At 55.8% G+C, this 23,970-nt stretch carries 21 protein-coding genes and 1 riboswitch; of the genes, 7 read left to right on the top strand and 14 right to left on the bottom strand.

All coding sequences use genetic code 11. From position 1 onward, the window contains the following. Nucleotides 1-72 precede the first annotated feature (72 nt). Nucleotides 73-927: a helix-turn-helix transcriptional regulator gene (locus LZP96_RS13005; protein WP_064327437.1), complete on the top strand. Its 855-nt coding sequence runs from the start codon at nt 73-75 to the stop codon at nt 925-927. Here LZP96_RS13005 and LZP96_RS13000 read toward each other — a convergent pair. The 5 genes from LZP96_RS13000 to LZP96_RS12980 are packed head-to-tail and all read right to left on the bottom strand — an operon-like array spanning nt 901 to nt 5,587. Continuing rightward, complete coding sequence (locus LZP96_RS13000; protein ID WP_064327438.1) at nt 901-1,788, bottom strand: MurR/RpiR family transcriptional regulator; 888 nt, start codon at nt 1,786-1,788, stop codon at nt 901-903. The two genes, LZP96_RS13005 and LZP96_RS13000, sit on opposite strands and share 27 nt — an antisense overlap. Beyond that, nucleotides 1,785-2,732, bottom strand: coding sequence for an iron-siderophore ABC transporter substrate-binding protein (locus LZP96_RS12995; protein ID WP_064327439.1), 948 nt, complete (start codon nt 2,730-2,732; stop codon nt 1,785-1,787). Before LZP96_RS12995 ends, LZP96_RS13000 begins: the two co-directional genes overlap by 4 nt. 13 nt (nt 2,733-2,745) lie before the next feature. Then, complete coding sequence (locus tag LZP96_RS12990) at nt 2,746-3,798, bottom strand: FecCD family ABC transporter permease (protein ID WP_064327440.1); 1,053 nt, start codon at nt 3,796-3,798, stop codon at nt 2,746-2,748. After that, a complete protein-coding gene (locus LZP96_RS12985) occupies nt 3,795-4,775 on the bottom strand; it encodes a FecCD family ABC transporter permease (protein ID WP_064327441.1) in 981 nt (326 codons plus the stop codon). The genes LZP96_RS12990 and LZP96_RS12985 overlap by 4 nt, the downstream gene beginning before the upstream one ends. Continuing rightward, entirely contained in the window at nt 4,772-5,587 is an 816-nt protein-coding gene (locus LZP96_RS12980) for an ABC transporter ATP-binding protein (protein WP_064327442.1), read from the bottom strand. Before LZP96_RS12980 ends, LZP96_RS12985 begins: the two co-directional genes overlap by 4 nt. Nucleotides 5,588-5,969: 382 nt before the next feature. Here LZP96_RS12980 and LZP96_RS12975 point away from each other — a divergent pair, with 382 nt between their 5' ends. Then, nucleotides 5,970-8,111: a TonB-dependent siderophore receptor gene (locus tag LZP96_RS12975; RefSeq protein WP_064327443.1), complete on the top strand. Its 2,142-nt coding sequence runs from the start codon at nt 5,970-5,972 to the stop codon at nt 8,109-8,111. 64 nt (nt 8,112-8,175) lie between these two features. On the opposite strand, the gene parE is transcribed toward LZP96_RS12975, so the two are convergent. The 5 genes from parE to nudF are packed head-to-tail and all read right to left on the bottom strand — an operon-like array spanning nt 8,176 to nt 12,583. Further along, a complete protein-coding gene (gene parE / locus LZP96_RS12970) occupies nt 8,176-10,068 on the bottom strand; it encodes a DNA topoisomerase IV subunit B (RefSeq protein WP_064327444.1) in 1,893 nt (630 codons plus the stop codon). 27 nt (nt 10,069-10,095) lie between these two features. Beyond that, the gene (gene yqiA, locus LZP96_RS12965) at nt 10,096-10,677 is read right to left on the bottom strand and encodes an esterase YqiA (protein ID WP_064327445.1); all 582 of its coding nucleotides are present in this window, start codon (nt 10,675-10,677) and stop codon (nt 10,096-10,098) included. Continuing rightward, a complete protein-coding gene (gene cpdA / locus LZP96_RS12960; RefSeq protein WP_064327446.1) occupies nt 10,677-11,504 on the bottom strand; it encodes a 3',5'-cyclic-AMP phosphodiesterase in 828 nt (275 codons plus the stop codon). Before cpdA ends, yqiA begins: the two co-directional genes overlap by 1 nt. Nucleotides 11,505-11,531: 27 nt before the next feature. Continuing rightward, nucleotides 11,532-11,954, bottom strand: coding sequence for a DUF1249 family protein (locus LZP96_RS12955; RefSeq protein ID WP_064327447.1), 423 nt, complete (start codon nt 11,952-11,954; stop codon nt 11,532-11,534). After that, the gene (gene nudF, locus LZP96_RS12950; protein WP_064327448.1) at nt 11,951-12,583 is read right to left on the bottom strand and encodes an ADP-ribose diphosphatase; all 633 of its coding nucleotides are present in this window, start codon (nt 12,581-12,583) and stop codon (nt 11,951-11,953) included. The genes LZP96_RS12955 and nudF overlap by 4 nt, the downstream gene beginning before the upstream one ends. Nucleotides 12,584-12,784: 201 nt before the next feature. On the opposite strand from nudF, the gene tolC reads away from it, so the two are divergent. The 3 genes from tolC (at nt 12,785) to LZP96_RS12935 (ending at nt 16,296) form a co-directional block, all read left to right on the top strand. Further along, nucleotides 12,785-14,275, top strand: a complete 1,491-nt coding sequence (tolC, locus tag LZP96_RS12945; RefSeq protein ID WP_064327449.1) for an outer membrane channel protein TolC — start codon at nt 12,785-12,787, stop codon at nt 14,273-14,275. Between the two features lie 192 nt (nt 14,276-14,467). After that, on the top strand, nt 14,468-15,133 hold the full coding sequence (locus LZP96_RS12940; protein ID WP_064327450.1) for a DUF1190 family protein: 666 nt from the start codon (nt 14,468-14,470) through the stop codon (nt 15,131-15,133). A 2-nt stretch (nt 15,134-15,135) separates the two neighbouring features. After that, nucleotides 15,136-16,296, top strand: coding sequence for a glutathionylspermidine synthase family protein (locus LZP96_RS12935; RefSeq protein WP_064327451.1), 1,161 nt, complete (start codon nt 15,136-15,138; stop codon nt 16,294-16,296). Between the two features lie 63 nt (nt 16,297-16,359). On the opposite strand, the gene ygiD is transcribed toward LZP96_RS12935, so the two are convergent. After that, nucleotides 16,360-17,148 carry a 4,5-DOPA-extradiol-dioxygenase gene (gene ygiD, locus LZP96_RS12930; RefSeq protein WP_064327452.1) on the bottom strand — a complete coding sequence of 263 codons (789 nt, stop codon included), beginning with the start codon at nt 17,146-17,148 and terminating at the stop codon, nt 16,360-16,362. A gap of 190 nt (nt 17,149-17,338) precedes the next feature. Between ygiD and zupT the strand changes: the two genes are divergently transcribed. After that, the gene (zupT, locus tag LZP96_RS12925) at nt 17,339-18,112 is read left to right on the top strand and encodes a zinc transporter ZupT (RefSeq protein ID WP_064327453.1); all 774 of its coding nucleotides are present in this window, start codon (nt 17,339-17,341) and stop codon (nt 18,110-18,112) included. A gap of 104 nt (nt 18,113-18,216) precedes the next feature. Here zupT and ribB read toward each other — a convergent pair whose 3' ends face one another. Continuing rightward, complete coding sequence (ribB, locus tag LZP96_RS12920) at nt 18,217-18,870, bottom strand: 3,4-dihydroxy-2-butanone-4-phosphate synthase (RefSeq protein ID WP_064327454.1); 654 nt, start codon at nt 18,868-18,870, stop codon at nt 18,217-18,219. 105 nt (nt 18,871-18,975) lie between these two features. Further along, nucleotides 18,976-19,126, bottom strand: a riboswitch (FMN riboswitch). A gap of 120 nt (nt 19,127-19,246) precedes the next feature. Here ribB and ubiK point away from each other — a divergent pair. Continuing rightward, nucleotides 19,247-19,543: a ubiquinone biosynthesis accessory factor UbiK gene (gene ubiK / locus LZP96_RS12915; RefSeq protein ID WP_064327455.1), complete on the top strand. Its 297-nt coding sequence runs from the start codon at nt 19,247-19,249 to the stop codon at nt 19,541-19,543. A gap of 88 nt (nt 19,544-19,631) precedes the next feature. On the opposite strand, the gene hldE is transcribed toward ubiK, so the two are convergent. Both hldE and glnE read right to left on the bottom strand, forming a co-directional pair. Beyond that, nucleotides 19,632-21,062, bottom strand: a complete 1,431-nt coding sequence (hldE, locus tag LZP96_RS12910; protein WP_064327456.1) for a bifunctional D-glycero-beta-D-manno-heptose-7-phosphate kinase/D-glycero-beta-D-manno-heptose 1-phosphate adenylyltransferase HldE — start codon at nt 21,060-21,062, stop codon at nt 19,632-19,634. 40 nt (nt 21,063-21,102) lie between these two features. Next, nucleotides 21,103-23,958, bottom strand: a complete 2,856-nt coding sequence (glnE, locus tag LZP96_RS12905) for a bifunctional [glutamate--ammonia ligase]-adenylyl-L-tyrosine phosphorylase/[glutamate--ammonia-ligase] adenylyltransferase (protein WP_064327457.1) — start codon at nt 23,956-23,958, stop codon at nt 21,103-21,105. Nucleotides 23,959-23,970 lie beyond the last annotated feature (12 nt).

The raw sequence follows: 23,970 nt of genomic DNA, 5'->3' as shown, positions 1-23,970 counted from the left end.
CTCAGTTGAGAAAATTTAAAAAGGTGGTTTATAAAGAGAAATGGACGGGGAAAAATTGAGTTTTATTGCACTATGTACGATACGCCTGCAACGGATCATCTTGAACCCATCGCCCTGAACGATACGCTGGTATCGTTTAGCCGCTTATTCGCCAATACCGTGCGTTATCACCACTGGCATCAGTGCCTGGAGATTTTGTACGTCGAAGAGGGCTTTGGCATCGTGATTGTTGATAATCGCCAGTACACCATGCGGCCTGGACGGTTATTCTTTTTTCCGCCATTTACCCTGCATAACGTGATGGTGGATGAACAAGCGGAAGGCAGTTACCGGCGCACCATTATTCATCTGGATCAGCATGCGGTTATGAAGACGCTGCGCGATTTTCCCCAGACCCGTCAGCGGCTGCAAAATCTGTCGCGACGCGGCGGCAAAGCCTGGATCGCCGATATGGCGGAGTGCCATTCCCATATCGATCGCCTGTTTAGCCGCTATCATGCCCCTCTGAACAGTGAAAATATCGCCAGCCTGATTATCAGCCTTTTTGCCCTGCTACCGGATGATGACGCGGGTGAGCCCGGCAGTCGGCACGGGATTGGGAGTCAGGTCATGTTCTGGCTCGATGAGCACTATCAGCAGAAATTTAGCCTGGATGCGCTGGCCGGCGAGCTAGGTAAATCACGCAGCTATGTCTCGCGGAAATTTCATGCTGAAACAGGCGAAAAAATTCATGATTACCTGAATACGCTCAGGCTGCGAAAAGCCTGCGAATGCCTGCTCCACACGGAAGAGAGCGTGGGAGACATTGCGCTGAAGGTAGGATTTTCCGAGGTGACGTATTTTATCAGCGCCTTCAAAAAGGGCATCGGCGAGACGCCCCTGCAGTACCGAAAGAGTCATCTACGTACTCTTCTTCCCCGGTTTTAATCCACGGTGCAATTCGTTGATCCGCTTTATCGATTTAATACTGCGCTGTGGGCTCGTGGAGGCCACCGACACAATAAGCATCTCCAGACATAACAATACTGTGCCATGCAGCGGGATTTTGCCTTTTTCGCCACCGCGCGGGACGTGTATCACCACGCTGGCTTCTTTGCTGAAACGGGAGTCCAGCGCGTTGGTCAACAAAATGGTCGGAATGCCCAATCGTTTCGCTTCGCGCAGCGTGGTTTGCCCTTCGCGGTGGGCAGATTTCTGCGCCATCATCACCAGCACATCACCACGCTGAAGCGCAATGATTTGCTCAGCCAGACCAATCCCCGTGCGGTTTAGCGGTGTGGCGGGCAGCCCCATCCGGTTAAACATTCTGGCGGTATATTCCGCCAGAATGCCCGAAGCGCCTATGCCAAATATCGCCACCTGACGTGCCTCGCTCAGCAGCGCGACCGCCTGCGCCATGGCGTAGCGATTGGCGGGTTCAGACAGCACGTCGCAGGTGTGTTGATGTCCCTCCAGCACAAAATCGATGCTGGAGTTCACATCACTGGTCAGGACATTTACCGTAGAAGAGATTTTATCGCCGGAACTGATGGCCGGGCCAAACCAATGCTCAAGCGTCTGCTTCAGATCCCGCAGCCCGGCAAATCCAAGCGCCTGAATCGCCCGCACCACGGTCGCGTCGGAGGTGTTAAGCTGAGCCGCGATCTCCATTGCCGTGTGCTCCATGACGGCTTCGCGGTTTTCGTTGATCCAGCCAGCAACCAGGGCCAGACGCGGCGAAAGCAGATGCTCGCGGGCGCGAAAACGTTCGCCGTAAACGTCAACACGCGCTTTTTCTTTGCGGATCATGGCGCCTCCGGCAGCGGACGGCCCGCAATCTGCGACTGAACCTGGGCTGCCATCAGCCCTAACGAGGCAAAGGAGTTGGAAATAGCCTCCTCACGCGAGATCAACACATAGTGCCCGGTCCGACAGGCGGTGAGAAACTGACACCAGCCAGGCATGACGCTCTCCATTGCGGCCCGTTCATCCTGGGGTTTACCGCCTGTATCGCCCCGCCAGGTCGCAAAGACAAAGTCTGCATCCAGGTCCGGCAAACGTTCGGCGCTGACATCAATACGTCCCCCTTCAGGAATGCTCTCGATCAGCGGCGGGAAGGTAAACCCGGCGTCCCGCAGCACACGGCCCAGCGAATGATAGGTGTGCATGGCGGTGATCTTGCCCTGATTAGCCTGGATGACCGACACCGAAATTTTACGGGTCTCGATTGTCGCTTTCAGCGCGTTGATCTGCTCGTGATAGCGTCGCTCCAGAATCCGCAGTCGCGCCTGGGTCCCGGTGAGCTGGGCCAGCTTGCGATAAATTTCCGGCGCGCCACCGTCAAGATGATCAATGCTCACCGTGGGGGCGATTCTTTCCAGTTGTTCAATCGGCGTATTGCGCGTCGGCTCCGTGATGATGAGATCCGGCTTGGCGGCGGCGATGGCCTCAATATCAATATCGGCCGTACCGATAAACTGGATATCGGCGTTGTCAAAATCCACGCCCGTTAACATCCCGCTGGAGCGGATAAAATGGCTGCCGTCAGGGCGCGTGCGGCCATGGCTGGCGACCGGAGGGACACCCAGCTCAATCAAGGGAATCGTGATGTCTAAATCATGCAGCGAGACGATACGACGCGGGTGGACGGGTACCGTCACGTGACGGCCCAGATCGTCGGTGAATGTCTGAACAGGCTCAGCCGCGCTTACGCTAAAGCCTGCCAGCAGTAAAACAGTTAACCATACACGCATGCTGCTCCCCTTTTTAAAAACGATCCCGACGTTGCCAGAGCAACGCCAGGAAAAACGGTCCGCCAATCAGCGAAATCACAATGCCCGCAGGCAGTTGCAGCGGCAGAAATGCCAGTCGCCCAATGCTGTCGGCAACCAGTACCAACAACGCGCCCAACACTGCGCTCCCTGACAACACGCTGGCTTGCCCGCCACGCAACAAAAAACGCGCCATATGCGGTGCGATTAAGCCGACAAAGCCGATACTCCCCACGCAGGAGACGCACGCGGCGGTCAACAGCACCGGCGCCAACACCTGTAACATCGCCAGACGTGCCGGACGCACGCCCAGACCGCGCGCTGTCGGGTTGCCCAGCAGAGCCACGTCCGCCGCCCGACAGGTACACAGCAGTAAAATAAACGCGGGCAGCGCCCAACCTGCCGCCACGCCCAGCAGCGTCCAGTTGGCGGCATGTAAGCTTCCCGCCAGCCACAGCATCGCCGTTTGCACATCGCGTATATCGGCGGTGGTCATAAAGACGCCCATGCCTGCCGCAAACGCCCATGACACGCCAATGCCCGTAAGAATAAAACGCGGACGCGAGATATCCCGCGCCAGCACCACCACCAGCAACGCCGTGAGCAGACCGCCGGTGATTCCGGCCACCGGACGCCAGACGATGCCCACTGCGGGAAACTGGAAAATCAACAGCAGCACCGCCACGCTACAGCCTTCTTTCACGCCGATAAGCCCCGGATCGGCCAAGCCATTGCGGGTGAGGGATTGCATAGCTGCCCCCGCCACACCGAGCATCGCACCGCACAGTAACCCCATCAGCAGACGCGGCAGACGGATATCCTGGACGATATAGCGAGCCTCTGCGCTCAGGCTATCGGGATGAAATAGCGCATGCCCGAGAGAGGACGAAGGCAGGGCAAATGTTCCCTGCGTCAGGCCAAAGAGTCCGAGAGTGAGGGCTAACGCGAGCAGCACCGCAAGCCAGACTAACGCCCGGGGCCGGACCAGCGCGGAAAAAAGCCTAAGCCGCAGCGGATACAGCCCGGCACGCAGACTCGTCCGGCTCATTTAAATAACCTCGTCGCCATGAGAATAAAGACGGGAGCCCCCACCAGCGCAGTCATCACGCCGGTCGCCAGCTCATGTGGCGTAAAGAGCACGCGGGCGGCGATATCCGCCAGTAATAAAACCAGCGCGCCACAGCAGGCTGAGAGCGGCACCATGACGCGTAAATCAACCGAGACCAGACGCCGGATAAGCTGGGGCACCACCAGTCCGATAAAACCAATCGGCCCGGCAATCGCTACCGCTGCGCCACAGAGCAACGCGGTTGCGAGTAATGCCAGAAAGCGCGTTCTGAGGAGGGAAAGGCCCAGCCCTTGCGCCATTTTGTCGCCGAGCGCCAGCGTATTCAGAGAGGGGGCGAGCCACACCGACAATGCCCACCCCGCAGCGGCAACCCAGGCGGCGGTTTGAGTCGTCGCCCAGCTCAGCCCGGCCAGGTCACCCGCCAGCCACGTCCGCAGCGCCTGGAATGTTTGCTCATCAAGGATCAATATGGCGGCGGTGATCGACGCGGTGAAAGCCGAAAGAGCCACACCGCAAAGCGTAACTTTCATGGGCGTTAACCCGACGCGACCGGCTGAAGAGAGCATCAAAACCAGCAGAAAGAGGGTTCCTGCCCCCACGGCTGCGATAAGTGGGCGACCAAACGGCAACGTCAGGCCGAGGGCGCTGGTCAGCACCACCGCCAGGGCCGCTCCCGCGTTCAGGCCAAGAATATGCGGTTCACCCAATGGATTACGGATAATTGCCTGTAGCAAGACTCCCGCAACGCCAAGCGCCGCACCGACAATGACCGCAGCGACCAGACGCAGTAATCGCAGGTTGACGATCACGTTATGATCGAAGTCACGGGGATTGAAATCAATAAGTGCCTGCACCACGGTATGCGGCGCAATATATCGCGCCCCCAATCCCAGGTGAACGATAGCCCCCGCGCAGAGCAGGAGAATAAACATCAGCGATGCCAGACTCGTCTTCATCCGGCCTGTCCTGTCTGACGACGAAACGGTATGAAGAAAGGTTTGCCGGTAAGCGGATTAACCGAGGCCTGCACCTCGACGTCGAAGACCGTTTTAATCAGCTCCGGGGTACAGATATCCCCCTCATGAAGCACACCTTCCACCCGCCCCTGACGCAGAAAGATCAGCGTGTCGCCGTAGTTGACCGCGAAATTGAGATCGTGCAGGACAACCACCACCGTTCGACCATGATGGCGGGTTAAATCATGCAGTAATTCAAGGATCTCCACCTGATAACGCAGATCGAGAAAGGTCGTTGGCTCGTCGAGCAATATCGTTGGAGTTTGCTGTGCCAGCGCCATGGCTATCCAGCAGCGCTGCCGTTGTCCACCTGAAAGGCTTTCTACAGGCAAATGTGCAAAAGCGTCTGTATTGGTCAGGCGCAGCGCCTCGTCTACCGCTCGTTCGTCTGCCTCCGTCCACTGACGCATGAAGTTTTGCCACGGAAAGCGCCCGCGTGAAACCAGTTCAAACACGGTTAACCCTTCTGGCAGCAGCGGCGATTGCGGCAAAATACCCAAACAACGGGAAACCGCTTTAGTGGGTTGTTGGTGTATGGCTTTGCCGTCTAACAGTACTGCCCCACCCATCGGTTGCAGCAAACGCGCCATCGTACTGAGGAGGGTTGATTTCCCACAGCCGTTAGCCCCAACCAGAACGGTCATTTTCCCTGAAGGAAGCGTGAGGGAAATATCATCAATAATGATTTTTTTCTGATAACCCGCAGAGAGGTTTTCCAGAACCAGCCCTGTGTCTGCCGAATGATTTGCCACGTGAACGCCAATTAAATAAATAATGGATAAATAAAAATAAAACTCATTCTCTTTTGAGGATTCTGACCTTGCTCTCTGTAGTAGTCAAGTGGATGCATACCCTAATAAAAACAGGGGTTAACTGCACAAAAACCTGAGGAATCAATCACACTATAATGATGATTTTCAGTAGTTTAGTGCATGTATCGCAGGGAGTTTTTGATCCTTTTTCAGCGGTAGTCGATTTTTTCTTTTTTCCATTTACTACTACATTGCCGCATGATTGAATGATTCTCATTACAAACCCGAAGCTTAAGAAAGCTTAACGGGGCACGCTTTTCGGGCAATGAAACACCACTTTCACTCGCGATAATTCGTTGAGTTCTTTGGGAAACAGATGTTAATGGCTAAGTTCACACCTTCACTCTCCGGGATAACGGGGCGTTTGCTCTTTTCTTTACTGTTCGTCGCGCCACTGGCGCAGTCTGCCGGTACCCGCACCGAAAAAGACGATGAAACGCTGACCGTCACCGCCGATCCAAATGCAAAGACAGAGGCCACCAATGGCTATCAGCCGTTAAATACCTCAACCGCTACGCTCACCAACATGCCCATGCTCGATATCCCGCAGGTGGTCAATACCGTCAGCGATCGGGTTCTTGAAGATCAGCATGTCACCTCCCTCGATGAGGCGCTGTACAACGTGAGCAACGTTGTGCAAACCAACACCCTCGGCGGCACACAGGATGCGTTCGTTCGCCGTGGATTTGGGGCGAATCGTGATGGATCCATCATGACCAACGGCCTGCGCACCGTCTTACCGCGCAGCTTTAACGCCGCCACGGAGCGGGTTGAGGTACTGAAAGGTCCGGCATCGACGCTGTATGGGATTCTGGATCCGGGCGGCTTGATCAACGTGATCACGAAACGACCCGAAAACAGGTTTGGCGGCTCGATTTCAGCCACCTCCAGCAGTTTTGGTGGCGGTACCGGACAACTGGATATGACCGGCCCTGTTGAAGGCACACGGCTGGCCTGGCGCCTTACGGGTGAATATCAGAAAGAAGATTACTGGCGTAACTTCGGTAAAACACGCAGCACCTTTATCGCCCCGTCGCTGTCCTGGTTGGGTGATGATGCGACCGTTACCGTTCTCTATTCACACCGGGATTATCAGGTCCCCTTCGATCGAGGGACCCTGTTCGATCTCAACACCAAACAGCCGGTTAAAGTGGATCCTAAAACCCGGTTCGACGAGCCGTTTAACATTACCGACGGTGAGTCAGATTTGGCGCAACTCAACGCGGAGTACCGCCTTAACAGCCAATGGACTGCGAAGTTTGACTACAGCTTCAGCCAGGACAAATATACGGACAATCAGGCCCGCGTCATGGCCTATGACGCCACCACCGGCAATCTCACCCGTCGTGTTGACGCCACTCAAGGTTCAACCCAGCGTATGCACGCCACGCGGGCTGACTTGCAGGGTAACCTGGATATTGCCGGTTTCTATAACGAGATCCTGACTGGCGTGTCGTACGAGAATTACGATCTGTTGCGCACGGATATGATCCGCTGTAAGAACGTGAAAGGGTTTAATATCTATCATCCGACTTACGGGGATCTGAGCAAATGCACCACCGTGTCGGCATCTGACAGCGATCAGACGATCAAACAGGAGAGCTATTCTGCCTATACGCAGGACGCCCTGTATCTGACCGATAAATGGATAGCGGTAACCGGGATTCGCTATCAGTCTTACACTCAGTATGCCGGGAAAGGTCGCCCCTTTAACGTGAATACTGACAGCCGTGACGATCGGTGGACGCCGAAAGCGGGACTGGTTTACAAGCTTACGCCGGCCGTGTCGTTGTTTGCGAACTACTCCCAGACGTTTATGCCTCAGTCATCGATTGCCAGCTACATTGGCAACTTGCCGCCAGAAACCTCTAATGCTTACGAAATAGGCGCTAAGTTTGACCTTTTCAACGGTATTACCGCCAACATTGCCTTGTTTGATATTCATAAGCGCAACGTCCTCTATACCGAAAGCATCGGTGATGAAACGGTGGCAAAAACCGCTGGTCGCGTGCGTTCGCAAGGGGTGGAAGTGGATCTCGCGGGCTCGTTAACTGAAAACACCAACCTCATCGCCAGCTACGGGTACACGGACGCAAAGGTCCTGGAAGATCCTGATTATGCAGGCAAACCCTTACCCAATGTCCCCCGTCACACCGGTTCTCTGTTCCTGACCTATGACATACAGAACGTCATCGGCGGTAATACGCTGACACTCGGCGGCGGAGGGCATGGTGTGAGCCGTCGCTCGGCAACCAACGGGGCGGACTACTACCTTCCGGGCTATTTTATCGCTGACGCGTTTGCGGCGTATAAGATGAAATGGCAGTACCCGGTGACGCTGCAGCTGAACGTCAAGAATCTGTTTGATAAGACCTACTACACCTCATCCATTGCAACGAATAATCTGGGTAACCAGATTGGCGATCCACGCGAAGTGCAGTTTACGGTGAAGATGGATTTTTGATGTAAAAAAGCCCGGTAGCGCTCACGCTTACCGGGCTTTCGATACCTGAGTCAGGATGAGGACATCAGGCCTCGATATCGGCCATATCCCCTTTCTCCTGCAGCCAGTTGCGTCGGTCTTCCGAGCGCTTCTTGGCCAGCAGCATATCCATCATGGCATTGGTTTGCTGTTCGTCTTCGTCGCTGATCACCAGCTGCACCAGACGGCGGGTATTCGGATCGAGGGTCGTTTCGCGCAGCTGCATCGGGTTCATTTCGCCCAGCCCTTTAAAGCGCTGTACGTTCGGTTTGCCCTTCTTACGCTTCAGCTGTTCCAGTACACCTGCTTTTTCTTCTTCCGTCAGCGCGTAATAGACCTCTTTTCCGAGATCGATACGGTAGAGCGGCGGCAGCGCCACGTGGACGTGGCCATTTTTCACCAGGGTGCGGAAATGTTTCACAAACAGCGCGCAGAGCAGCGTGGCGATGTGTAAACCATCCGAGTCCGCATCCGCCAGAATGCAGATTTTACCGTAGCGCAGCTGGCTCAGATCCTCGCTGTCCGGATCGATACCGATCGCCACAGAGATGTCGTGCACTTCCTGCGAGGCCAGCACTTCGTCAGAAGAGACTTCCCAGGTGTTAAGGATCTTACCCTTGAGCGGCATGATCGCCTGAAACTCACGATCGCGTGCCTGTTTCGCCGATCCGCCTGCTGAATCCCCTTCCACGAGGAAGAGTTCGGTACGATTCAGATCCTGTGCGGTACAGTCCGCCAGTTTGCCCGGCAGCGCCGGACCGCTGGTCAGCTTTTTACGCACCACTTTTTTGGCTGCGCGCAGGCGTCGCTGAGCGCTGGAAATTGCCATTTCCGCCAGCATTTCTGCGGTCTGTATGTTCTGGTTGAGCCACAGGCTAAACGCATCTTTCACCACACCCGACACAAATGCCGCGCACTGGCGTGACGAGAGGCGCTCTTTAGTCTGTCCGGCGAACTGCGGATCCTGCATTTTGACCGACAGCACATACGCACAGCGATCCCAGATATCTTCCGCCGACAGCTTCACGCCACGCGGCAGGATATTGCGGTATTCGCAGAATTCGCGCATGGCGTCCAGCAGACCCTGACGCAGGCCGTTTACGTGCGTTCCGCCCTGCATGGTAGGGATCAGGTTGACGTAGCTTTCGGTCAGCAGCTCACCGCCTTCCGGCAGCCAGAGCAGCGCCCAGTCCACCGCTTCCGTATCACCGGTAAAATTACCGAGAAACGGTTTTTCCGGCAGCGTCGGCAGGCCGTTGATCGCCTCGTTCAGGTAATCGTTAAGACCGTCCTGATAGCACCAGCGCTGCTCACTGTTATTGACTTCATCTTTGAAGGTGATTTCAACGCCCGGGCACAGCACCGCTTTGGCTTTCAGAATGTGCGTTAAGCGAGAAACGGAGAAACGGGGGCTGTCGAAGAAGCTTTCATCCGGCCAGAAATGGACGCTTGTGCCGGTATTGCGCTTACCGCAGGTGCCGACAACCTGGAGATCCTGGACCTTATCGCCGTTTTCAAACGCGATGTTATAGACCTGGCCGTCGCGACGCACGTTGACCTCCACGCGTCTTGACAGGGCATTGACCACGGAGATGCCCACGCCATGCAAGCCGCCGGAGAACTGGTAGTTTTTGTTGGAGAATTTCCCCCCGGCGTGCAGACGACAGAGGATCAGCTCAACGGCTGGCACCCCTTCTTCCGGGTGGATATCGACGGGCATGCCGCGTCCGTCGTCAATCACTTCTAACGACTGGTCGGCGTGCAGGATAACGTCGATGCGTTTGGCATGGCCTGCCAGCGCTTCGTCCACACTGTTATCAATCACTTCCTGGCCCAGGTGGTTTGGGCGCGTGGTATCGGTATACATCCCCGGGCGGCGGCGAACCGGCTCAAGCCCGGTGAGGACCTCAATGGCATCAGCGTTATAGGTTTGCGTCATGATTTAACTAGCAATTCGCAGTGATTGTCAGTGGCTGTGCAGACCAAGAAAATCGACAATCTGGGTGAAATGATCCTCAAAGCCCGTGAAAGCATGGTTTCCGCCCTCTTGTACAGTTTGGCGGCAGGATGCGTAATACGCCACTGCCTGGCGGTAATCCAGCACTTCATCACCCGTCTGTTGCAGCAACCAGATGAGATCCGGCGCTTCGAGAGGGTCTATCTGCATGACTTTGAGGTCGTAAATATGGCGTGACTCTAGCACATATTGTTGTCCGGTGTAGGGGTTCTCGTTCTGGCCGAGATAGTCTTGTAATAGCTCAAATGGACGTACGGCAGGGTTAACCACCACCGCAGGCACCATAAAGCATTGCGACAGCCAGGTGGCGTAATATCCCCCCAGCGACGACCCAACCACACCAAAGTTTTTTCCGCCCTGACGCATCACAATTGACTCCAGCATTTCTGCCGCATCCGCCGGATAGGGCGGCAGTTGCGGCACAATCATCTCGATGTGCGGATGATGTTCATGCAACCACTGGCGAAACAACGTGGCTTTCGCAGAGCGTGGAGAACTGTTGAATCCGTGAAGATAGAGGAGCGTTGACATCAGTATCCTTCTGAAGCGGTATCCGGGTTAAACTGTGCGCCTTCCAGTCGGCAGACTTCCGTGCTCAGCGAGCCATCTGGGTACAACTCCAGCCAGCGCCAGCCCGGCGCAATAGTATCAAGGGTGAAGTTGGCACAATGGGGTTTAAACTGTACGCAGGTTGATGGCGTCGCCAGCAGGCGGCGGCCATTCCACTCGAGATCCTGTTCCTGGTGAATGTGTCCGCACAGCAGCGTATTCACATTCGGGTATTTCATCAGCACCCGATCCAGCGCCGCCGAATTGCGCAGACTGTGTTGATCCAGCCAGCTGCATCCGGCCGGAAGCGGATGATGATGAAGAAGGAGTAAGGTTTGACGTTCAGGTTCGGCAATCAGCTTCTGCTCCAGCCATTCAAGCTGAAAGTCGCTCAGTTCACCGTGGGGAACACCAAAGACCTGCGTATCGAGCAGTAAAATCTGCCAGTGCTCGCCCACAAAAACACGCTTGGCTGGAGAGATACCCGCGTCCTGAAGCGCACTGTACATGGCAGGCTGGAAATCATGGTTTCCCGGCAACCAGACGCAGGGCACGCTAAAGCTCGCGATGCCTTCAGCAAAATGCTGATAGGCCGCGGCGCTTTGATCCTGTGCCAGATCGCCCGTAGCGACAATTAAATCACATGCGCGCTGCTGGGCATGAATGGCGTCCAGTACTGACTGGTAGCTCTCCCAGGTATTTACCCCTAACAACGTTTCATGTTTTTCGGCAAACAGGTGAGTATCGGTAATTTGTAATATCCTGACTGGCGCCCCACCAGCAACAGTCAGGTTCAACAGGCTTTCCAAATGGTGTCCTTAGGTAGGTTTATGACGCTAACAAACCGGAATCGCCATTGCTCCATGTGCTAAACAGTATCTAAGCCAGTCCGCAAGGAACTGGTTAATTTGATGCTTTTCGTCGCGTTGATGCAACTTTTTATTAGGGTAATCATACCGCGCTTTGAAACGGAAGATCTGCTGACTTGAACACACTTCAGCCACCATAGCGTCATGATAAAGCCGAACCGTCATTGACGGCAGGCTCCAGTAGCTGATCGTCGGCGCCGTTTGCTTGATTTCGACAAGCGTGGTGTAGCGCGTTGATTCCGTAATCGTTAAGGAATACTGCGCGTTGCTCACCTGATAGCTAACCGTTTCGCCGGGCGCGTCTTCTCGAGGCAGCAGGCGGCGTAACTGCGCGAAGTTGGTTTCGCACAGTCGCATCATTTCTGGGAAGTCAGGTGTATAGCGCTTCATTTTGTCCACTCGTTTCGTAAGTCTTGATAATGCAGCTGCAGCCATTGCAGGGCGATGACAGAAGCCGCGTTGTCGATTTTCCCCTCTTCTACCCACTGGTAAGCCTGCTCCCGGCTCACCACATGAACACGAATATCTTCGTTTTCATCTGCCAGACCGTGAATACCTTCTGCGGTCGTGGCGTCCACTTCGCCCACCAGAATCGACGATCGTTCGCTGGTGCCACCCGGGCTTGCCAGATAGCTTAACACTGGTTTAGTGCGTCCGACGACCAGGCCGGCCTCTTCCACGGCTTCACGACGGGCAACGTCTTCCGGTGTTTCGCCATCCTCTATCATACCGGCCACCATCTCCAGCAACCACGGGCTTTCACTGGTGTCATAGGCCGCTATCCGGACCTGCTCAATCAGCACGACTTCGTCGCGCACTGGGTCAAAGGGTAGCAAGACTGCGGCATGCCCGCGCTCAAAAATTTCACGTCGCACTTCGCCACTCATTTCACCGTTAAATAACCGATGCCTGAAACGGTAAAGTTCCAGTGAAAAAAATCCGCTATAAAGCGTTTCTCGTGCAATAATTTCTACATCATTTTTGGCGAAGGTCATTGGAAACGTCTCTGGTTTTTGCATGGCGGTATCCTTTCACAATTGTGTGGAAATCATGAATTTCAAGGCTGTTTGGCTGCCGTTTTATAGGCTATATGCTAGATTGGTGCAAAATACCGCCGGATGGCACGTAACGCCAACCTTTTGGTGTGTATGATTCTGTTAGAATCGGCAATTATTTTTGATTAGATCAGCGCTAATACTGCTTCACAACAAGGAATGCAAATGAAGAAATTGCTCCCCATCCTTATCGGCCTGAGCCTGACGGGCTTCAGCGCGATGAGCCAGGCAGAAAACCTGTTACAGGTTTATCAGCAAGCACGTCTGGGCAACCCTGAACTGCGTAAGTCAGCGGCCGATCGTGACGCTGCGTTCGAAAAGATTAACGAAGCACGCAGCCCGCTGCTGCCGCAATTGGGCTTAGGCGCAGATTACACCTACAGCAATGGCTTCCGTGATGCGAATGGCGTTAACTCTAATGCCACCAGCGCATCTCTGCAATTAACGCAAACCTTGTTTGATATGTCCAAATGGCGTGCGCTGACTCTGCAGGAAAAGAGCGCCGGTATTCAGGACGTCACCTATCAGACCGATCAGCAAACGCTGATCCTGAACACCGCGACGGCCTACTTCAACGTGTTGAGCGCAATTGATTCGCTCTCCTACACCGAAGCGCAGAAACAGGCGATTTATCGTCAGTTAGACCAAACGACACAGCGTTTTAACGTCGGCCTGGTCGCGATTACCGACGTGCAGAACGCCCGTTCACAATACGACAGCGTGCTGGCGAACGAAGTGACTGCCCGTAACAACCTGGATAACGCGCTGGAATCACTGCGTCAGGTGACCGGTAACTACTACCCGGAACTGGCTTCGTTGAACGTCGACAATTTCAAAACGGATAAGCCGCAGGCCGTCAATGCGCTGCTGAAAGAAGCTGAAAACCGCAACCTCGCCCTGTTACAGGCTCGTCTGAGCCAGGACCTGGCGCGTGAGCAAATCCGCCAGGCACAGGATGGGCATCTGCCTACTCTGGGTTTGACCGCCTCTACCGGCGTGTCTGACACGACGTACAGCGGCTCTAAAACCAACAGCGCACAATACGATGACAGCAACATGGGTCAGAATAAAGTGGGTCTGACCTTCTCCATGCCGCTGTATCAGGGTGGGATGGTGAACTCTCAGGTCAAACAAGCGCAGTACAACTTTGTTGGCGCAAGCGAGCAGCTGGAAACCGCCCACCGTAACGTGGTGCAGACCGTGCGTTCTTCCTTTAACAACGTGAACGCCTCCATCAGCAGCATCAACGCTTACAAACAGGCCGTTGTTTCTGCTCAAAGCTCCCTGGATGCGATGGAAGCAGGCTACTCGGTCGGTACACGTACTATCGTCGATGTGCTGGATGCCACCACTACGCTCTATAACGCAAAACAGCAGCTCTCCAGCGCACGTTATAACTACCTGATTAATCAGCTGAACATCAAATCAGCATTAGGGACGTTGAACGAGCAAGACCTGCAAATGCTGAACAACACGCTGGGCAAACCGGTTTCAACCGCGCCTGAAAACGTCGCGCCGGAAAACCCGCAGCAGGACGCCGCCGTGGATAACTTTAACGGCAATGGCAACGCGGATATGCCAGCAGCACAGCCTGCTGCCGCGCGTACCACCACTGCTGCGCCAGCCAGCAGCGGCACGAATCCGTTCCGCCACTAAGCTTTACCTGATGGCGCCTCGCCTGGCGGGCCTACTTCATCGTAGGCCCGGTAAGCAGGCGCCCTGTCACATCCAAACGTAAGTCAACGTAAAGATCCCCCTCACATCCCCTCTTCGCTTCAATTTCGACCACCTATCCACTATCCTAAGCCTTATTTCCTATGTACTACCACTGGGTCCTGGAAGACAAAAATGAAACGGACAAAAACGATTAATCACGCGTCGTTCCGCAAGAACTGGAATGCACGCCACCTGACACCTGTCGCCCTGGCGATCACCGCAGTAATTATGCTGGCGGGCTGCGAGCAAAGCGACGAAACCGTGTCGATGTACCAGAACGCTGACGACTGCTCGGCGGCCACCGGCAAATCCGCGGAATGTACCACGGCGTATAACAACGCGCTGAAAGAAGCGGAGAAGACCGCGCCGAAATATGCGACGCGCGAAGACTGTATTGCTGAATTCGGTGAAGGCCAGTGCCAGCAGGCCCCTGCTCAGGCAGGCATGGCGCCAGAAAACCAGGCGCAAAACCAGTCGAGCGGCAGTTTCTGGATGCCGCTGATGGCAGGTTACATGATGGGTCGTATGATGAGCGGGGGCGCAGGCTTCCAGCAGCAGCCGCTGTTTAGCTCTAAAAACCCGTCCAGCCCGGCTTACGGTAAATACACCGATGCGACGGGTAAAAACTACGGGGCTGCACAGCCAGGCCGGACCATGACGGTACCGAAAACGGCGATGGCGCCTAAGCCCGCGACCACCAGCACGGTAACCCGTGGCGGTTTTGGTGAGTCCGTTGCGAAACAGTCCACCATGCAGCGTAGTGCGACGGGATCCACTACCCGCTCCATGGGCGGCTGATCATGGAACGAGTCAGTATTGTTGAACGCCCGGACTGGCGTGAAAAAGCGACCGAATATGGCTTTAACTTTCACACCATGTACGGTGAACCGTACTGGTGTGAAGATGCTTATTATAAGCTGACCTTAGCCCAGGTTGATAAACTCGAAGAGGTCACCGCCGAGTTGCACCAGATGTGCCTGAAGGTGGTTGAACAGGTTATCGAAAGCGATGAACTGATGGCTAAATTCCGTATCCCGAAGCACACCTGGAATTTTGTGCGTCAGTCGTGGAAAACGAATCAGCCTTCACTCTACTCTCGCCTCGATCTGGCCTGGGACGGCGTCACTGAACCTAAGCTTCTCGAAAACAATGCCGATACGCCAACGTCGTTGTACGAAGCGGCATTCTTCCAGTGGATTTGGCTGGAAGATCAGGCTAATGCCGGTAACCTGCCGGAAGGCAGCGACCAGTTCAACAGCCTGCAGGAAAAGCTCATTGAGCGATTTACTGAGCTGCGCGAACAGCACGGATTCAGTCTGCTGCATCTCGCCTGCTGTCGCGATACCGTGGAAGATCGTGGTACCGTGCAGTATCTGCAGGACTGTGCAGCCGAAGCAGAAGTGGCCACGGAATTCCTCTATATCGAAGATATCGGTTTAGGCGAACGCGGTGAATTCACCGATACTCAGGACCAGATCATCAGTAATCTGTTCAAGCTGTATCCGTGGGAGTATATGCTGCGTGAAACGTTCTCGACCAAACTGGAAGATGCAGGCGTACGCTGGCTGGAGCCGGCCTGGAAGAGCATCATCTCCAATAAAGCGTTGCTGCCAATGCTGTGGAAAATGTTCCCGAATCACCCGAATCTGCTGCCGGCCTACTTTGCTGAAGATGACTTCCCGCCAATGCATAAGTATGTCGTGAAGCCCATTTTCTCCCGCGAAGGCGCGAACGTGTCGATTATCGAAAACGGCAAAACGCTGGAAGCGGTAGAAGGGCCTTACGGCGAAGAAGGGATGATCGTCCAGGAATTTTATCAGCTTCCTAAATTTGGCGACAGCTATACGCTGATCGGCAGCTGGCTTATCAACGATCGGCCAGCCGGGATCGGTATTCGTGAAGACAGGGCTTTGATTACCCAGGATTTGTCACGTTTCTATCCACATATCTTTGTCGAGTAAGTCGTTATGCTGGGGTGCGGCATTCTGCCCGCACCTCAGCCCTCTCAATGCGCACGGCGCACGTTAACCCACCTGCACAGACAGCATACTGATGCTGCCCATTTCCATGCCTTCAACGGGAACGGTGACCGCTTCCTGCCCGTCCCACGCTCCTAATACATACAGCAACGGCAGGAAGTGATCCGGCGTTGGGTTAGATAATGCACCACCGTCATGTTCAAGATAGTTCACCAGCGGATGCTCTTCCGCAGGGCCCTGCCAGGTCAGATTGGCTTTCACAAACTCGTTAAACGACGATGCCCACGGATACGGCGTGTTGTCCCCATGCCAGCGCGCGGTACGCAGGTTGTGCACGACGTTCCCGCTTGCCACCAGCATTACGCCTTCGTCGCGCAGTGCGGCGAGCTTACGTCCGATCTCAAGATGCCATGCCGCCGGTTTTGTGCTGTCGATGCTCAGTTGCACCATCGGGATATCGGCTTCCGGGTACATTTTGATCAGCACGCCCCAGGAGCCATGGTCAAAACCCCAGGCCTCTTTATCCAGCGCCACGGGGACAGGCGCCAATAACTCGACCAGATGCTGCGCCAGCGCAGGCGAACCGGGCGCCGGGTAATGAGTATCGTACAGTGCCTGCGGAAAACCGCCGAAATCATGGATCGTTTTCGGTGCCTCCATAGCCGTCACCCCTGTCCCGCGGGTAAACCAGTGTGCGGAGACCACCACTATCGCTTTCGGACGCGGCAACGTCTCGCCAAGATGACGCCAGGCACGCGTATAGACGTTATCTTCCAGGACGTTCATCGGGCTACCGTGGCCCAAAAACAGTGCTGGCATACGAAAAGAAGTCATGGTGATATCCTTACTGAAGGTGTCAATTTAATGGTTCTACATTACGCGTTCTCTGACTAAGATGAACTCAGATAACGGTGATGATCATCATCAGGAAATTTGAATGTAAGGAATCTGTAAAGCAGCGTTTGCCCTCTCGCTTTACCGAAGATGAGTCATTAGCATGAATGATTATCAAAAGGAGCAGTGAATGTCAGTCCCCTTGATTCTGACCCTTCTTGCAGGCGCGGCCACGTTTATCGGGGCGTTTCTGGGCGTCCTTGGTCAGAAGCCTTCAAACCGTATGCTGGCTTTTTCCCTTGGATTTGCCGCAGGGATTATGCTGCTTATTTCATTGATGGAAATGCTCCCTGCCGCGCTGGCAACGCAGGGGATGTCGCCCGTTCTGGGCTACAGTATGTTCGTGTGTGGCCTGCTGGGCTACTTCGCCCTCGATCGCCTGCTCCCGCATGCACATCCGCAGGATTTAATGCGAAAAAAAGCATCGCCGCAGCCCCACAATATCAAACGCACCGCCATTCTCCTGACGCTCGGTATCAGCCTGCATAACTTCCCGGAAGGCGTCGCCACCTATGTCACGGCAAGCAATAATCTGGAGCTGGGATTCGGCATCGCGCTGGCGGTGGCATTGCATAACATTCCAGAGGGGCTGGCGGTCGCCGGGCCGGTATATGCCGCCACAGGTTCAAAACGCACCGCCGTCTTTTGGGCAGGCATTTCCGGCCTGGCCGAGATCCTGGGTGGCATTCTGGCGTGGTTGATTCTGGGCAGTATGATTTCGCCCGTGGTCATGGCGGCTATTATGGCTGCCGTCGCCGGTATCATGGTGGCGCTGTCGGTCGATGAGCTGATGCCGCTGGCGAAAGAGATCGACCCGGAAAGCAACCCGAGCTACGGCGTCTTGTGCGGAATGTCCGTGATGGGCTTAAGCCTGGTGCTGCTTCAGGCGGCAGGCATCGGCTAAAATCCGGGACGCGCTTATCCTTCCCGGATGTGCTCGCCCTGCTTTCCTGCTTTAACTAAAAACAAAAAAGCCGGGCATCTCCCGGCTTTTTTACGTCAGCGTTTTCAGCTGGCTTTGCGCTCGTGCGCCTGGCGGTATTCCACCAGATCTTCGATGGTCACGACCGGCATATTGTGTAAGCGGGCAAAGGTGACGCACTCCGGCGCACGCGCCATGGTGCCATCATCGTTAGTCAGTTCACACAGCACGCCCGCAGGCTTAAAGCCCGCCAGGGTCACCAGATCGAGGGTGGCTTCGGTGTGGCCGCCACGCGTTAACACGCCGCCTGCCTGGGCACGCAGCGGGAATACGTGGCCTGGACGATGCAGGTCAGAAGGTTTTGCGCCATCGGCAATGGCGGCACGCACGGTCGTCAGACGGTCGGCGGCAGAAACACCGGTGGTCACGCCGTGTGCAGCTTCGATAGTCACGGTAAAACCGGTACCGAAAGCGCTGGTGTTGTTTTCAACCATCATTGGCAGGTCGAGCTGTTTACGGCGTTCTTCGTTGATACACAGGCAGACGATGCCGCTACCGTGACGGATGGTCAGCGCCATCTGCTCAACGGTCATGTTTTCGGCGGCAAAAATCATGTCGCCTTCGTTTTCACGGTTTTCGTCGTCAAGCACCATGACACCGCGGCCTTCGCGCAGCGCATCTAATGCGTGTTCAACACGTTCAATGGAAGTACCAAAAGAGGAAAGTAGCGTCTGATTCATGGTAAAAAAACCTCATTAACATTATGGTTACCAGAATCAGGGCAGTCTTAGGAGTACCGTACAAGCGGCAAAAAAATAACGTGAGCGGGCCGTGCCCGACTTGATCGTTACTCTCTCCCATCCGGACTCTAACCGTCGGCCCCGGAATTACACCGGATCTGCTGACCTTTGAGTTTTCACCCAAAGCGCTCGCGGGCTTTCAGCGCAAGGCTGATTTACCGCCGGTGGGGAATTTCGCCCCGCCCTGAGAATAAGCGTGATAACTATAACGCTATTGATTTCTCCGGGCAATGCATAAGCTTCAAACAATTCTGGTTTATGGATGAGCGTAACGCGCTACAATAGTCTCTAACACCTTTCATCAAGGGAAACGACAATGATTGACCCGAAAAAAATTGAACAAATTGCCCGTCAGGTCCATGAATCCATGCCGAAAGGAATTCGTGAATTTGGTGATGACGTCGAGAAGAAAATTCGCCAGGTCCTGCAGTCGCAGCTGACGCGTCTGGATCTGGTGAGCCGTGAAGAGTTTGACGTGCAGACGCAGGTTCTGCTGCGCACCCGCGAGAAAATCGCGTTACTGGAACAGCGCCTGAACGAGCTGGAAAACCGCCATGCGCCAGAAGAAGTGAAGCCTGCCCCGGCCATTCCACCGGTGGACGATCAGGCATAAGGTCAATGCAAAACGGCAACTTCGGTTGCCGTTTTTTGTGTTTGCTCCCTCTCCCCGTGGGAGAGGGGCGGGCTGATGCCCGCGTGGGTTACTGGCTGTCTTTCTGGATCTTCTTAATGATGTTGGTGGTTGAACACCCGTCCTCGAAGTTGAGTACCATCACTTCGCCGCCGTTGGCCCAGACCTCTTCGCTGCCCGCGATCTGCTCCGGTTGGTAATCGCCGCCTTTCACCAGCAGGTCCGGCAAAATACCGGCAATCAGGCGCTGCGGGGTGTCTTCTTCAAACGAGACCACCCAGTCCACCGCTTCCAGCGCGCCGAGCACAATCATACGCTGCTCCAGCGGATTCACCGGACGGGTTTCTCCTTTCAGGCGTTTGGTCGACGCATCGCTGTTTACCGCCACAATCAGGCGATCGCCCAGCTTACGGGCATTCGCCAGATAAGAGACGTGACCCGCATGCAGAATGTCGAATACGCCGTTGGTCATCACCACTTTCTCACCGCGTTTACGCGCAGCGGCCACGGCCACCTTCAGCTCGTCTTCGCTCATAACGCCAAAACCGGTATCGGCACGACCCCGCACGGCGTTTTCCAGCTCGATTGGCGAAACGGTCGAAGTACCCAGTTTACCGACCACCACGCCCGCTGCCGCGTTCGCAAAGTAGCAGGCTTCATCCAGAGAGTTACCCGCCGCCAGCGTCGCCGCCAGCACGCCGATCACCGTATCACCGGCCCCGGTCACGTCGTACACTTCCTGTGCCTGAGTCGGTAAATGCAGCGGCGCTTTGCCCGGCTGTAAAAGGGTCATCCCCTGCTCAGAACGGGTGACCAGCAGCGCAGACAGTTCAAAATCAGCAATGATTTTCATGCCGCGTTCGACCAGTTCCGCTTCGGTTTTGCACTTGCCCGCCACCGCCTCAAATTCAGACAGATTTGGCGTCAGCAGCGTTGCGCCGCGATAGCGTTCAAAATCGGTCCCTTTCGGATCGATCAATACCGGCACGTTAGCCTTGCGCGCCAGCTGAATCATCGTCTGCACGCTGGCCAGCGCGCCTTTGGCGTAATCGGACAACACCAGCGCGCCAATCGTGCCCAGCGCCTGGTTAATGCGCTCATGCAACGGCTCTGGATCAACGCCCTCAAACCCTTCTTCAAAGTCGAGGCGGATCAGCTGCTGGTTGCGGGAAAGCACGCGCAGCTTGGTGATGGTCGGGTGAGTCGGAACAGAGACAAAGTCACACTTCACGTTCACGTCCGCCAGCGACTTGCTCAGCGCACGCGCCGCATCGTCGATGCCGGTCAGCCCGACCAGGCGCGAATGCGCGCCCAGTGAAGCAATGTTCATCGCCACGTTTGCCGCGCCGCCGGGGCGCTCTTCAATGGTATCCACCTTCACCACCGGGACGGGGGCTTCCGGTGAGATACGGCTGGTTGGCCCATACCAGTAGCGATCCAGCATCACATCACCGACAACCATAACCCCAGCACGTTCAAACTCTGGCAGTGTTACTTTCATTCCTGACTCCAGAAAGATTCACAATTTGCGCGCGATAATATCACACTTGTTTTGTTACGCACGGTTCCACAAGCCACTTCTGCCAGCTGGCGCGGACCCGTTCACGTTCTTCTTCAAAGCACGTCAGCGCCACATGCCCAGGCTGCTCCTGTAACGCCAGATGGTGCAACTCATCGCGCAGGGTGGTGTAAGCATGGGTTAACGCCCGTGCTTCCTGCTCGTCCATGATGTCGTTTTGCGCTAACAGTTCGAGGATGCGCACGTTGTCTGACCAGCGTGTCAGCTTCGGCTTATCATGGGCATGCCCAAGCACCAGAAATTGCGTGATGAATTCAATGTCGGTAATTCCGCCTTCGTCGGCTTTAATATCAAAGCGATCGCGGTGCTTACCGCCCAGGTGAGCGCGCATTTTTTCGCGCATTTCACGCACCTCGGTTTGCAGCGTACTGCCCTCACGCCTGACGGTCAGCACATCGCGACGAATGGCATCAAACTGCTGCTTCAGCTGCGGATCGCCATACACCACACGTGCGCGAACCAACGCCTGATGCTCCCACGTCCAGGCTTCATTTTGCTGATAATCGGCGAACGACTCCGTGGAGGTGACCAGCATTCCCGCCGCGCCGGACGGGCGCAAGCGGGCATCCACTTCGTACAAAATGCCTGACGAGGTGCGCGTGCTGAACAGATGCATAATGCGCTGCGCCAGACGCAGGTAAAACTGTCGTCCATCGATCTCGCGTTCGCCATCGGTCATGACGTCTATCGGGCAGTCGTGCAGGAAAATCAGATCAAGATCGGAACTGTACCCCAGCTCCCAGCCGCCCAGTTTGCCGTAGCCAACCACGGCAAAACCGCGCCCCTCGCGATCCGCCAGGTGCTTCGGCTGCCCATACCGCGCCACCATCTGTACCCATGCCTGATGGACGACGGCATCAATAATGGCCTCGGCAAGCCAGGTGAGATGATCGCTCACTTTCATTACCGGCAGCGTACCGGCGATATCGGCGGCGGCCACGCGCAGCATTTGCGCCTGTTTAAACTGCCGCAACGCTTCCAGCTGTTGCTCCTCATCCTCCTCGGGCACGCGCAGCAAATACTGGCGAAGCTCATCCCGATAGGCATCGGTGGCGGTAGGCTGATAGAGCGTATTGGGATCGAGCAGTTCATCCAGCAGCAGCGGATAACGCGCCAGTTTATTCGCCACCATCGGGGAGGCGGCGCACAGCGTGATCAGGTGTTTTAGCGCGCCAGGGAACTCACTTAACAGCTCAAGATAGGTGGTACGGGTCATGATGCCCGACAAAAGCGGCGTCAGGCGCGACAGCGGTACGGGGGCATCGGCACGGGAACAGACGTCGCTTAACAGGTGCGGCATTAACTGATCCAGCACCTGACGGCCACGCGGGCCGATGGCGCGCTTGTTGATTTCCAGACGGAAATCCGCGATCAGGGCCACCACGCGATGACGATCGTCATCGCTCAGATGCGCCAGGACCGGCGTTGTATCGTCTTCCTGCAACGCATCCTGCCACAGTTCGCGCCAGTGCTCCGACAGCGCATCTTCCGGCGATTCGCTCTCATCGTCGCCAATCAGGTCGTTAAAAATACGCCGCACGCCCGCCATATGCTCTTCCAGCTGCGCGGTCAGCGCTGCCCAGTCCTCTGCACGCATACCCCAGGCCAGTCGCGCACGGTTTAACTCGTCTGCCGGTAAGGTCTGGGTTTGTTCGTCGTTAATGCTCTGCAGCAGGTTTTCCAGGCGGCGCAGATAAAGATAGGCGTCATGCAGGGTTTGCGCATCGCCTTCCGGCAGCAGATGAAGCTGGTCGATGGCGGCCAGCGTCGGCAACAGGGAACGGGATTGCAGCGAGGGTTCACGTCCACCGCGAATCAGCTGGAACACCTGCACGATAAATTCAATCTCGCGAATGCCGCCAGCGCCCAGCTTGATATTGTCTTTCAGCCCACGACGGCGCACTTCACGGGCAATCATCCCTTTCATGTTGCGCAGCGACTGGATCACGCTGAAATCGATATAGCGACGGAAAACAAACGGGCGCAGCATGGCGCGCAGCTCGTCGGCATACTGATCCTGCTTATCGCCCATGATCCGCGCTTTCACCATGGCATAGCGTTCCCAGTCGCGCCCTTGCTCCTGGTAGTAATCTTCCAGCGCGGCATAGCTCAGCACCAGCGGGCCGCTATCGCCAAAGGGACGTAAACGCATGTCCACCCGATAGACAAAGCCGTCCTGCGTCGGCTGATCGAGGGCTTTTATCAGGCGCTGGCCGAGACGCGTAAAGAACTGGGCGTTATCCAGCTCGCGGCGTCCCCCGCGCGTCGAGCCTTTTTCCGGCCAGGCGAAAATCAGATCGATATCCGAGGAGAAATTCAGCTCGCCGCCGCCCAGTTTGCCCATGCCTAAAATCATCAGCGGCTGGGGTGCGCCCTCCTCACTGCATGGGGTGCCCCACTCCCTGCAACAGGCATCGTATAACCAGTCGCGGGCGGCCACGATCAGGGTCTCCGCCAGGCAACTCAACTGCTGTAATGTGCTCTCTTCACTGAGTAATGCCAGCGACTGTGCCCAGGCAATTCGCACCATCACGCGGCGACGGAACTGACGCAGCACGCGCATTAAGGCAGGCTCGTCGGTGACCTCCGCCAGCGCATCGTGCAGCCATTGCCCGTACTGCTGCCACTCGTCCGCCCGCGGTGGCGCGGCTTCAAGCTCGGCCAGCCAGTCGGGGTTGGCGACGATACTCTCCTGCACAAAATCGCTAAATGTAAGCACTTGCTGCGCCTGCTCGCTTAGCGAAGCGGCAGATAACGATTCTGGCAGACGTTCACAAACCGTCTGCCAGTGTTGCTGTAACGGTGAAGAAAGCGGCATCCTGGAGTTCCT

The organism is Huaxiibacter chinensis (assembly GCF_022171985.1).
In the GTDB taxonomy this organism is placed as follows: Bacteria; Pseudomonadota; Gammaproteobacteria; order Enterobacterales; family Enterobacteriaceae; genus Enterobacter; species Enterobacter chinensis_A.
The sequence above is the reverse complement of the archived record's forward strand: the minus strand, read 5'-3'. Positions and strand labels throughout refer to the sequence as shown.